The organism is Shinella zoogloeoides (assembly GCF_022682305.1).
Lineage (GTDB): Bacteria > Pseudomonadota > Alphaproteobacteria > Rhizobiales > Rhizobiaceae > Shinella > Shinella zoogloeoides_B.
In genome coordinates this window covers 4,321,685-4,333,343 of record NZ_CP093528.1, presented here as the reverse complement: position 1 = coordinate 4,333,343, position 11,659 = coordinate 4,321,685, and the positions used below count along the sequence as shown (strand labels likewise).

At 65.3% G+C, this 11,659-nt stretch carries 11 protein-coding genes and 1 pseudogene; 8 read left to right on the top strand and 4 right to left on the bottom strand.

The annotated features are described in order from the left end of the window. Positions 1-871 precede the first annotated feature (871 nt). The 3 genes from rpsT to mutM all read right to left on the bottom strand — a co-directional run bounded on the left by rpsT (position 872) and on the right by mutM (position 3,011). Positions 872-1,138: a 30S ribosomal protein S20 gene (gene rpsT / locus MOE34_RS21500; RefSeq protein WP_160786644.1), complete on the bottom strand. Its 267-nt coding sequence runs from the start codon at positions 1,136-1,138 to the stop codon at positions 872-874. A gap of 190 nt (positions 1,139-1,328) precedes the next feature. After that, on the bottom strand, positions 1,329-2,102 hold the full coding sequence (locus tag MOE34_RS21495) for an enoyl-CoA hydratase (protein WP_242219672.1): 774 nt from the start codon (positions 2,100-2,102) through the stop codon (positions 1,329-1,331). 18 nt (positions 2,103-2,120) lie between these two features. Further along, entirely contained in the window at positions 2,121-3,011 is an 891-nt protein-coding gene (gene mutM, locus MOE34_RS21490) for a bifunctional DNA-formamidopyrimidine glycosylase/DNA-(apurinic or apyrimidinic site) lyase (protein ID WP_242219670.1), read from the bottom strand. A gap of 175 nt (positions 3,012-3,186) precedes the next feature. Here mutM and ubiE point away from each other — a divergent pair, with 175 nt between their 5' ends. The 4 genes from ubiE (at position 3,187) to coaBC (ending at position 7,705) form a co-directional block, all read left to right on the top strand. After that, positions 3,187-3,963: a bifunctional demethylmenaquinone methyltransferase/2-methoxy-6-polyprenyl-1,4-benzoquinol methylase UbiE gene (gene ubiE / locus MOE34_RS21485; RefSeq protein ID WP_242219668.1), complete on the top strand. Its 777-nt coding sequence runs from the start codon at positions 3,187-3,189 to the stop codon at positions 3,961-3,963. Between the two features lie 37 nt (positions 3,964-4,000). Further along, positions 4,001-5,575, top strand: coding sequence for a 2-polyprenylphenol 6-hydroxylase (ubiB, locus tag MOE34_RS21480; RefSeq protein WP_242219666.1), 1,575 nt, complete (start codon positions 4,001-4,003; stop codon positions 5,573-5,575). 45 nt (positions 5,576-5,620) lie between these two features. Beyond that, entirely contained in the window at positions 5,621-6,424 is an 804-nt protein-coding gene (locus MOE34_RS21475; protein WP_242219664.1) for an ion channel, read from the top strand. Positions 6,425-6,499: 75 nt separating this feature from the next. Then, on the top strand, positions 6,500-7,705 hold the full coding sequence (coaBC, locus tag MOE34_RS21470) for a bifunctional phosphopantothenoylcysteine decarboxylase/phosphopantothenate--cysteine ligase CoaBC (protein WP_242219662.1): 1,206 nt from the start codon (positions 6,500-6,502) through the stop codon (positions 7,703-7,705). Here coaBC and MOE34_RS21465 read toward each other — a convergent pair. Further along, positions 7,698-8,519, bottom strand: a complete 822-nt coding sequence (locus tag MOE34_RS21465) for a class II glutamine amidotransferase (protein WP_242219660.1) — start codon at positions 8,517-8,519, stop codon at positions 7,698-7,700. The two genes, coaBC and MOE34_RS21465, sit on opposite strands and share 8 nt — an antisense overlap. A gap of 275 nt (positions 8,520-8,794) precedes the next feature. Between MOE34_RS21465 and MOE34_RS21460 the strand changes: the two are divergent. The 4 genes and pseudogenes from MOE34_RS21460 (at position 8,795) to MOE34_RS21445 (ending at position 11,659) form a co-directional block, all read left to right on the top strand. After that, positions 8,795-9,706: pseudogene (locus tag MOE34_RS21460) on the top strand (pirin family protein). A 55-nt stretch (positions 9,707-9,761) separates the two neighbouring features. Beyond that, complete coding sequence (locus MOE34_RS21455) at positions 9,762-10,166, top strand: GFA family protein (RefSeq protein WP_242219658.1); 405 nt, start codon at positions 9,762-9,764, stop codon at positions 10,164-10,166. A 3-nt stretch (positions 10,167-10,169) separates the two neighbouring features. Then, positions 10,170-10,970, top strand: a complete 801-nt coding sequence (locus tag MOE34_RS21450) for an AraC family transcriptional regulator (RefSeq protein WP_242219656.1) — start codon at positions 10,170-10,172, stop codon at positions 10,968-10,970. A 74-nt stretch (positions 10,971-11,044) separates the two neighbouring features. Further along, positions 11,045-11,659: a LysE family translocator gene (locus MOE34_RS21445; protein ID WP_242219655.1), complete on the top strand. Its 615-nt coding sequence runs from the start codon at positions 11,045-11,047 to the stop codon at positions 11,657-11,659.

Sequence of the window (11,659 nt, the reverse complement as noted above, 5' to 3'; positions counted from 1 at the left end):
CTTGCCGCCTTTCATGCTCAATTCGCCACGTCGGCATTCCTGCCGGCGCCTTCCATGTTTGCCGTCACCCGTCCGCGCAGAGCCAATAGCCCGGAACGGGATCTGGAGCCCCAAACCACGCCGGCCCCCTACTTCCGACGCAGTTCCTGTTTGTCAAACACAAGTCGGTTCCGAACGATCCGGCATCATGCCCGATCGGATGGTCCCGTTTGTGGCCGCGCCGTCCGCTCCCTCGTCGAGCGCCCGGCGGGCATGCCCTCAATCATCGGGCCGTCCTCGCGGCTTTGCAATCGACGCAACCGAAGGTCGCAAAAAGCCTTTGCCAGAGTGCCAGGGCACCTGGGGCAAGCTTTGCCGATTGGATGATTTTACGAAGCGGAGCCGCTCCGTTACAGAGGACAGATGACCACCTCTGCCTTGTCAGGCAGTCTTGCCGGCGATCATTTTCAGGCTGTGTCCGCGCCCCCTGTGGAAAGCATTTAGGCAGGATCAGCCCCCAAGATCAATCACGAATTTTACGCAAAATTAAGGGGCGGGCGTTGACTCGCAGGGCCGTTTTTGACTCGGAATCGCCCCGTCCAAGGAGAATCCGTTAGGAATCAATGGCTTTGTTTTCGGGCTGTTTTCGGAAGGCTTCGAAAACGAAAAAAATAAAAATTCGCTTGACTCAAATTGCTGTCAAACTCCCGCAACGAAAGGGTCACAGGCGCGGGATAACCTCACGCAACTAACTGAATTTAAACGATTTTCCTCGTCACTCTTTTGACACGATCAGAGCTTGCGGATTCATCATACAGAGGCCGGGAACGACAAAAAAGCCCGGCGCGATGCACCGGGCTTTTCTAATATTACAACGCTTGAAACGGCTTAATCAGGCCGACATCGTCTTAACGCGGTTCGCCAGACGCGAAACCTTGCGGGAAGCCGTGTTGGAATGAAGCACGCCCTTCGTGGCGGCGCGCATCAGTTCCGGCTGGGCTGCCTTCAGAGCGGCGGCTGCAACAGCCTGGTCGCCGGAGGCGATGGCCTCTTCGACCTTGCGGATGAAGTTGCGGACGCGCGAGCGGCGCGACTTGTTGACTGCGGTGCGCGCGGCGATCTTGCGGGTCGCCTTCTTAGCCGAGGTTGTATTGGCCATGTATGCCTCTCTTCAGAAATCTGACACGAACTCCACCCTCGCCGTGCCGGGTCACTGCGACCTGTCATCAAAGCAATTCGGGAGCAATATCGGAAAACCTTGGAATTCGGCTTTCCAAACTGTGGGCGGCGTATAGCGGGAAACCACGATGGCGTCAACGCGGATTCTGCAACAAACGCCGGGAACCTGCTCACCGATGCCGGAAGGCCGGCTTGCGCTTCTCGACGAAGGCGGCCATGCCCTCCTTCTGGTCTTCCGTGGCGAAGAGCGCGTGGAACAGCCGGCGCTCGGCGCGCATGCCTTCCGACAGCACCGTCTCATGGGCGCGGTTCACCGCTTCCTTCGCCATCATGGTGGACGGCAGGGAGAAGCCGGCGATCTTTTCCGCTGCCGCCAGTGCCTCGTCCAGCAGCTTTTCCGGCGCGACGACACGGGCGACGAGGCCGGAGCGCTCCGCCTCCGCCGCGTCCATCATGCGGCCGGTCAGCACGAGGTCCATCGTCTTGGCCTTGCCGAGCGCGCGCGTCAGGCGCTGCGTGCCGCCCATGCCGGGAATGATGCCGAGCGTGATCTCGGGCTGGCCGAACTTCGCCGTCTCGGAGGCGATGATGAAATCGCACATCATGGCGAGCTCGCAGCCGCCGCCGAGCGCAAAGCCGCTGACGGCCGCGATCATCGGCTTGCGGAAGGCGGCGACGTCGTCCCAGCCGGCGGCAAGGTCCTCCACCATGGCGTCGGCAAAGCCGTAGGGCTGCATTTCCTTGATATCGGCGCCGGCGGCGAAGGCCTTTTCCGAGCCGGTGATCACGACGGCGCCGATCCCGGCATCCGCCTCGAAGCCGGCGAGCACGGCCTTCAGCTCCTCGAGGAGCTGGCGGTTCAGCGCGTTCAGCGCCTGCGGCCGGTTGAGCGTGACGAGGCCGACGCGTCCGCGCGTCTCCACCAGCAGGGTTTCATGGGCCATGTGTTCTCTCCTTAGGAATTACTTCTGGCAGACGGCGCAATGGAAGGTCGACCGGCCGCTCTGCACGATGCGGCCGATAGTGCCCGTGCAGCCCGATGTGCGGCAAGGCTCCTTCTCGCGGTCATAGACGGAAAAGGAGTGCTGGAAATAGCCGAGCGAGCCGTCGGCGCGGATATGGTCGCGCAGGGTCGAGCCGCCGGCCTCGATGGCGTCGGCTATCACCTGGCGGATCGCTTCGGTCAGCGCCACCAGCTCCTTCTTCGGCTTGCCCGCCGCCGTCACCAGCGTTCCGGCCAGCCGCTCGGGCGAAAGGTGGGCGCGCCACAGCGCCTCGCAGACATAGATATTGCCGAGGCCGGCGATGTTCTTCTGGTCGAGCAGCGCGGCCTTCAGCGGCGCCTGGCGCCCTCGGAACTTGGCCGCGATATAATCAGCGTCGAGCGTGTTGCCGGTCGGCTCCTCGCCGAGATCACGGAAGAAGGCGTGGGCGGCGATATCCTCGCGGCGGGCGAGGTCCATGAAGCCGAAGCGGCGCGGGTCGTTGTAGACGACGCGGCGCTCGCCCTCCGCCGTCTCCAGATGAAAGACGACATGGTCGTGGCGCGTGTCCTTGCTGCGCGGCATGTGAAAGTCGCCGGGCGTTTCGGCCTCCGGCGCGCCCTCCACCCGGAACGAGCCGGACATGCCGAGATGGGCGATCACCACGTCGCCGCCCTCGATATCGATCAGCAGATATTTGGCGCGACGGCCGAGCGAGACGATGCGGCGGCCTTCCAGCGCCTCGGAGAAGGCAGGCGGGAAGGGAAAGCGCAGGTCCGGGCGGCGCAGCTCCGCGCGGCGGATGCGCGATCCCTCCATGACGGGCGCAAGGCCGCGTTTGACCGTTTCCACTTCCGGCAATTCCGGCATCCCGTTCTCCTTGAAGACGATTTAACCTTGAGCGCATTTGCCGCGGTCCGGCATTTCCCTCCCGGCCATCTATGTCCTATATACCCGGCGAAGCGTTCAGATAGCGCGGCCAAAGCCAATTCGCTATGGTCTTGCCAGCATTAAGGCTGCGACAGACCGGCCCATGGAGACGACGATGACCGAACAGCGCACATCCGCAGACGGCGGCATGGAAACCTCCTACGGCTTCCGCGAGGTGCGGGAGGGCGAGAAGCAGGCGCTCGTCAACGACGTGTTCCACAAGGTCGCCAAGCGCTACGACATCATGAACGACGTCATGTCCGCGGGTCTCCACCGGGCCTGGAAGGATGCGATGATCGCAAGCCTCAACCCGCGCAAGGACGCCTCCTACAGGTCGCTCGACGTTGCCGGCGGCACCGGCGACATCGCCTTCCGCATCGTGGAAGCATCCGACCGTCTTGCCCATTCGACCGTGCTCGACATCAACGGCTCGATGCTCGGCGTCGGCGCCGACCGGGCGGCGAAGAAGGGGCTTTCGGCCAATCTCGAATTCGTCGAGGCCAATGCCGAGGAGCTGCCCTTCGAGGCCGGTACCTTCGACGCCTATACGATCGCCTTCGGCATCCGCAACGTGCCGCGCATCGACGTCGCGCTTTCGGAAGCCTACCGCGTGCTGAAGCGCGGCGGGCGGCTGCTCGTGCTGGAATTCTCCGAGGTGGAGATGCCGCTGCTCGACAAGGTCTATGACGCCTGGTCGTTCAACGCGATCCCGCACTTCGGCAAGATGATCACGGGCGACGCCGAACCCTACCAGTATCTCGTGGAATCGATCCGCAAGTTCCCCAACCAGGAAGACTTCGCGGCGATGATCCGCACGGCCGGCTTCTCGCGCGTTACCTATACCAACTATACCGGCGGCATCGCGGCGCTGCATTCGGGCTGGAAGCTCTGAGCATGGCCCTCTTCCCCACTAAGGACGGCCTTTCCGCATGAGCGTAGTCGGCGCCTATTTCCGCCTTGCCCGCGTGGGCTGGGTCCTCGTGCGCGAAGGCGTGGTCTCGGCGCTGCCGACCGAGGGCATGCCGACGCTTGCCCGCGCCGCCCATGCCTTTGCCGGCCTCTTCGAGCGGCGCAAGGCCGCCAAGGGCGTTCGTGGCGACAACCTTGCCCGCGCCATCGAGCGCCTCGGGCCCTCCTATGTGAAGATGGGCCAGTTCCTGGCGACCCGCCCCGATGTCGTCGGCGCGGAGATCGCCGTCGAGCTTTCGGCCCTGCAGGACCGCATGGCGACCTTCCCGAAGGAAGCGGCCGTCGCGACGGTGGAAGGCTCGCTCGGCCGCTCGCTCACCGATCTCTATGTGAGCTTCGGCGATCCCATCGCAGCCGCCTCCATCGCGCAGGTCCATCCCGCAACGGTGCGCGATGGCAGCGGCGAACGGCAGGTTGCGGTGAAGGTCATCCGCCCCGGCGTGCGCCAGCGTTTCGGCCATGATCTCGAAGCCATGTATGCGGCCGCGCATCTGCAGGAAAAGATCCTGCCCAACACACGACGGCTGAAGCCCGTCGAGGTGACGCGCACGCTGGAGCAGACGACCAAGGTGGAGATGGATTTGCGGCTTGAAGCGGCCGCCCTTTCCGAACTCGGCGAGAACACCAAGGACGACCCCGGCTTCCGCGTGCCGACGGTCGACTGGGAGCGCACCGGCCGCGACGTCGTCACCATGGAATGGATCGACGGCATCAAGATGTCCGACGTCGAGGGGCTGCGCGCCGCCGGCCACGACCTCGACAAGCTGGCGGACACGCTGATCCAGTCGTTCCTGCGCCACACGCTGCGCGACGGCTTCTTCCATGCCGACATGCACCAGGGCAATCTCTTCGTCGATCCTGAGGGCGTCATCGTCGCGGTCGACATGGGCATCGTCGGCCGGCTCGGCAAGAAGGAGCGCCGCTTCCTTGCCGAAATCCTCTACGGCTTCATCACGCGCGACTACCAGCGCGTCGCCGACGTGCATTTCGAGGCCGGCTACGTGCCCTCGCACCACGACACGGCGAGCTTCGCGCAGGCGATCCGCGCCATCGGCGAGCCGATCCACGGCCAGCCGGCCGAAACCATCTCGATGGCCAAGCTCCTGACGCTGCTCTTCGAGGTGACGGAACTCTTCGACATGGAGACCCGCACCGAGCTGGTCATGCTGCAGAAGACCATGGTGGTGGTGGAGGGCGTGTCGCGCACGCTGAACCCGCGTTTCAATATGTGGAAGGCCTCCGAGGGCGTCGTCGGCGACTGGATCCGCGACAATCTCGGCCCCAAGCGCCTTTTGACGGACCTGCGCGACGGCGCGCATGCCGCGCTGAGGCTGGCGGAGGCCGCGCCGGAAATCGCCGCCAAGGCGGAGAAGTTCTCGCACGACCTCACCGCCATGGCGGAAAAGGGCCTGCGCTTCGACGCGGAGACGGCGGAAGCCATCGGCCGCTCCGAGGCCAGGCACAGCCGGTCGGGCCGCCTTGCGCTCTGGGTGATCGCCGCGACGCTCGTCTACATCGCCTGGAAGCTCAGTTAGCTGGTCCTGCTTGACCGGCGCCGGCCCGGCGCTAGTCTCTCCTCCATGACAGAAGAGCCGCTGAGCGCCGCCGAACCGCAACCCTTTCTCGAAAGGCTGCGCCGGCAGTTGCGCGGTCTCTATTTCGGGCGTGACCGGGAGGCGATCCGCTTCCAGGTGGCGATGCTGCTCATCGACATCGCCATCCTCGTCTTCTTCGTCACAGGCCCCTATCTGCGCACCGGCTCGGCCTATGTGATCGTCGATTATTTAATCGCGGCCGTCATCGCCTTCGAACTCTGCGCGCGGGCGCTGATCGCGCCGAACCTGCGCTACTGGCTGCTGCGGCCGATGACGTGGGTGGATATCGTCATCCTCGGCACGCTGCTCTTTCCCAACCAGCTGCACAATTTCGCGTTTTTGCGGGTGCTGCGCATCTGGGCGATCAGCCAGAGCAAGCTCCTGACGCTGATGCTGCGCCGGACGGGCAATGGCGACAAGGAAGACGTCATCCAGGCCTGCGCCAATTTCCTCGTCTTCCTCTTCCTCGTCACCGGCTTCGTCTACAGCAACTTCTTCTACGGTGCGGAGGGCTTTGCCGGCTTCGTCGATGCGCTCTATTTTTCCGTCGCGACCGTCACCACGACGGGCTTCGGCGACATCGTGCTGCCCGGCACGCTCGGCAAGCTCACCGCCATCGTCACGATGATCATCGGCATCTCGCTCTTCGTGCGGCTCGCGCAGGCGATCGTGCGGCCCTACAAGGTGACCTTCCCCTGCCCGCAATGCGGCCTTTCCCGCCACGAGACGGACGCGGTGCATTGCAAGGCCTGCGGCCATGTGCTGAACATTCCCGATGAGGGCGCCTGAGCCGAAGCCGCTTGGAAAAGCGCTTTCAAAGGGATAGGACAATTCGTCGGCCACCATGAGAGCCCGGGACTTGCCATGTCGCTTGCAGGAAAACGCATCCTTCTCGTCATCTCGGGCGGCATCGCCGCCTACAAGAGCCTCGACCTCATCCGCCGCCTGCGCGAGCGCGGCGCGGAGGTACGGCCGGTCATGACGGCAGGAGCGCAGCAGTTCGTGACGCCGCTCGCCGTTGGCGCGCTCTCCTCCGGCCATGTCTATACCGACCTCTTCTCCCGCGAGGACGAGCAGGATGTCGGCCATATCCGCCTTGCGCGGGACTGCGACCTTATCGTCGTCGCCCCCGCGACGGCCGACCTGATGGCGAAAATGGCGAACGGCCTTGCCGACGACCTCGCCTCGACCGTGCTGCTCGCCACCGACCGGCCCGTGCTCGTCGCGCCCGCGATGAACCCGAAGATGTGGTCGCATGCCGCCACGCGCCGCAATGTCGAGACGCTGCGCCGCGACGGCCTTGCCTTCATCGGCCCCAATGCCGGCGAGATGGCGGAGGGCGGCGAGGCCGGCCTCGGCCGCATGGCCGAGCCGCTGGAGATCGTCGCGGCTGCGGAAGACCTGCTCGACGGCGGCAGGAAGCCGCTTGCCGGCCGCAAGGCCGTCGTCACGTCAGGCCCGACCCACGAGCCCATCGACCCGGTCCGCTACATCGCCAACCGCTCCTCCGGCCGGCAGGGCCACGCCATCGCCGCCGCCCTTGCGAAGCTTGGCGCTGACGTAACGCTGGTCTCCGGCCCCGTCACGCTGCCCGATCCGCGCGGCGTGAAGGTCATCCGGGTCGAGCGGGCGGAGGAAATGCTTGAGGCCGTTCTCGGCGCGCTGCCGGCCGATATCGCCGTCATGGTCGCCGCCGTCGCGGACTGGCGCGTGGCGACGGAGAACACGGAAAAGATCAAGAAGAAGCCGGGCGAAGGCCCGCCGCCGCTGATGCTGGCGGAGAACCCCGATATCCTGAAGACCATCGGCCACCATGCGCAGCGGCCCAAGGTCGTCGTCGGCTTCGCCGCCGAGACGCAGGATGTCGAGAGCAATGGTCGGGTGAAGCTTCAGAAAAAGGGGGCTGATGTCATCGTCGCCAACGATGTCTCGCCCGAGACCGGCATCATGGGCGGCACGCGCAACAGCGTGAAGCTGATCACCGCCGCCGGCGTGGAGCAATGGCCCGATCTTTCCAAGGACGAGGTCGCCGGACGTCTTGCCGACTGGGTCGCCGCGCGGCTTACTTGACGAGGGCGATCTTCGCTTCCATGGCGCTCGCCGGACGACCGGCGGGCGAGAAGATGCGCATGTCGACGCCGTTCTCCCCCAGCACGACGGCGCTGCCGTCGGGGATTTCCACCCAGGCTTCCGTATCGTCGTTCAGCGGCTCGGAAACGAGGCAGTAGCCGCCGGTCTCGCCCATCGGCGCGGCATAGAGCGTCGGCGCCTTGAAGTCGGTCGCGTAGCGCACGGCGTAAAGCTGGTCGCCATCGGAGAAGGCGGCCGTCATGCGCACCAGAACCTTGCGCTCCAGATGCGCGGCAAGCCGTTCGACGAAGGCGATGGCCTCGGCCATGGCGCCGAGCGGATCGCGCTCCAGACCGAATTGCAGGGCCAGCAGGAACAGCAACTCCGAATCCGTCGAACCGGTGCGGGCGGTGTAGAGGTCGTTGTCCAGCATGGTTTCGAGCGGGCGGCGCAGGTGATCGAAATCGGCGATCTGGCCGTTGTGCATGAAGGACCAGATGCCGTGCACGAAGGGATGGCAATTGTCGCGTCGCGTGCCGCCGCCGGTCGCGGCGCGCACATGGGCGAGGAACAGCGGCGAGCGGACCTGCCGGGCGATGCTCCTCAGGTTGCAGTCCGACCAGGCGGGCAGGATGTCGCGGTAGCGGCCCGGCTCCGGCCGGTCACCGTACCAGGCGATGCCGAAGCCGTCGCCATTGGTGGCCGTCTTGGCGCGGGTGGCGCAATGGGATTGCTCGATCAGCGAATGGGCGGGCGAGGACACGAGTTCCTCGAGATAAAGCGGCTCCCCGCGATAGGCTGCCCAACGGCACATGATGCTTTTCCCGCTTTGAAGAGACCGGCGCGAACCGGCGCTGAACCCGACGCATTAACCATGGCACGCACCGGATTTTCAACGAAAATGGGTAACAAGGCGTTAACGAATATAAACGGAGCGAAACCATGTGTGTCATTCCGGTGAATGGCCGCAAAAACGCCGCCCCGCGCAACATGATTTTGTGAACACTGCGTTTCAGTCCGGGCAGATTTCGTGAACAATGACCGAGGCGTATAAGGGTCCCAAGCAACCCAGTCGAAAGGACCTTTGAAATGTCCATACGCCCCGTAAAACACGAAAGCATCGCCCGCCCCGCCATGGAAGGCGCCGGCGTGAAGCTGCACCGGGTCTTCGGTTTCGGCGATCCGTCGATGACCGATCCCTTCCTGATGATGGACGATTTCCGCAACGATGAACCCGAGGATTACATCCGCGGCTTCCCGTAGCATCCCCATCGCGGCATCGAGACCATCACCTATGTGCTGGCCGGTTCCGTCGAACACGGCGACAGCCTCGGCAATCACGGCGTGATGGGCGCGGGAGACGTGCAATGGATGACCGCCGGCAGCGGCATCCTGCACCAGGAAATGCCGCGCGGCGATTTCGCCGGCAAGATGCACGGCTTCCAGCTCTGGGCGAACCTGCCCTCGTCACTGAAGATGACCGCGCCGCGCTACCAGGACATCAAGTCCGGCGACATTCCCGTCGTCGTCGACGATGACGGCACGGCGGCGCGCATCATTGCCGGCAATTTCTGGGGCAAGACCGGCCCGGTCGACGGCATCGCCGCCGAGCCCGTCTATCTCGACATCTCCGTGCCGCCGGGCAAGACGAAGCGCCTGCCGGTCGATACCTACCGCTCGGCCTTCGCCTATATCTTCGCCGGCTCCGGCACGTTCCGCGACGCCTCGAAGCCCTTCGGCGTGAAGGTGGAGAAGGAATACCAGGGCGAGGAGCTGAACATCCGCGATCTCTCCGGCAACCGCACGCTGGTCGTCTTCGACACGGGCGACGAGGTGACGGTGCAGGCCGGCGAGAAGGGCATCCGCTTCCTGCTCGTCTCCGGCAAGCCGATCCAGGAGCCCGTCGCCTGGCATGGCCCCATCGTGATGAACACGCAGGAAGAGCTCCAGCAGGCGATGCGCGAGCTTCGCAACGGCACCTTCATCAAGCCGGCGCATTGACGCACGGCCACAAGCTCCTATCCTTCCGCCGTATCCTACGGCGGAAGGACGTGTCATGCGGATCGACGGGCAATGCCATTGCGGCTTCGTGACCTATGAGGCAGAGATCGACTCCGAGGCGGTCTCCATCTGCCATTGCACGGATTGCCAGAGGTTGACCGGCTCTCCCTATCGCGTCACCGCCATGGTGCCGGAAAGCGCCGTGCAGCTGACCGGCAACCCGCCCAGGCTCTATACCAAGACCGCCGAGAACGGCCGCCTGCGGCTGCAATATTTCTGCCCGCAATGCGGTTCGCCGCTCTTCACGACCGGCACCGGAGAGGACGCCGCGACCTGGGGCATTCGCTGGGGCAGCATCAACCAGCGCGCCAGCCTGACGCCGAAGCGGCGGATCTGGTGCAGCTCCGCCATGAACTGGTTCGGCGAGACGGCAGCGCTTCCCGGCGTGCCGAAGGATTGAGCCATGGCGGCCGGACGTTTCCAGATCTTCAGGACGGGCATAGACGGCATCGAAGCCGTCTTCGCCGACAGCCGGCATGCCTTCGCCCGCCACACCCACGACGCCTATGGCGTCGGCGTGATCGAGCGCGGGGCGCAGAAATCGGCGAGCGGGCGCGGCATGGTCGAGGCGGGGGCCGGCCATACGATTACCGTCAATCCCGGCGAAGTGCACGACGGGGCGCCGATCGGCGATGCGCCGCGCGCCTGGCGCATGCTCTACCTGCAGCCCGCCGTCGTCGCTGCCGCGGCACGGGATATCTTCGAAGAGGGCCTGCGCGAGGAGTTCCATGCGCCGGTGCTGGAGGACGGGCGCATCGCCGGGCTCGTTTCGGCAACGCTTGCCGCGCTCATGGACCGCAACGCCGCGCGCCTCGCCAGGGAGGAGCGACTTCTCCTGCTCCTTGCCGCGCTTCTGCGGGAAGAGGCGCCCCGCCGCGAAGGCCTCGCCTCGCCGGCCGTGAGCCGGGCGCGTGAGCACCTCGACAGCGACCCGGCTTCGGCCCTGACCCTCGAGGCGCTTTCCGCCGAATGCGGGATCGGGCGTTTCCGGCTGGTGCGGGACTTCGCCCGCAGCACAGGCCTCACGCCCCATGCCTACCAGCTCCAGCGGCGCACCGAGCTTGCCCGCCGGCTGATCGCGGGCGGCACCCCGCTTGCCGAGGCCGCCATGGAAGCAGGCTTTGCCGACCAGAGCCACATGACGCGCAATTTCACGCGGCGCTACGGCTATACGCCGGGCGCCTGGCTCGCCGCCCGCGCATAATCTCCGCAATTTCGTTCAAGACCCGGCCGGCCTTCCGGTGTTTCCTGCTGCTCCCAAGCCGCATGGAGCCCGTCATGACCACCGAATTCCTGATCACCTCACTCGTCGTCATCCTGCTTCCGGGCACCGGGGTGATCTATACGCTGGCGCTCGGCATCAGCGGCGGCTTTCGCGCCGGCCTGCTCGCCGCCTTCGGCTGCACGCTCGGCATCGTGCCGCATATCCTCGCCAGCGTCGCCGGCCTTGCCGCCGTGCTGCATGCCAGCGCGCTTGCCTTCGAGGCGCTGCGCACTATCGGCGTCGCCTACCTGCTCTTCATCGCCTGGAGCCTGCTGAAGGACAGCAATGCGCTCGATCTCGGCCCCGAGCAGGCGCCGGCGGAAAAGGCCGTGCGCATCGTGCGCAAGGGCATCTTCACGAATATCCTCAACCCGAAGCTCTCGCTGTTCTTCCTCGCCTTCCTGCCGCAGTTCGTTCCCGCGAACGCACCTGACGCCACCGCGCAGATGCTCGTCCTCGGCGGCGTCTTCATGGCCCTGACCTTCCTCGTCTTCGCCATCTATGCGGGGTTGGCCGCAAGCCTTCGCCAGCAGGTACTGAGCCGGCCAAGGATCATGGTCTGGACGCAGCGCAGCTTCGCCGCCGCGCTTGGCGTGATGGGGCTGCGGCTGGCGCTGGCGGATCGCTGA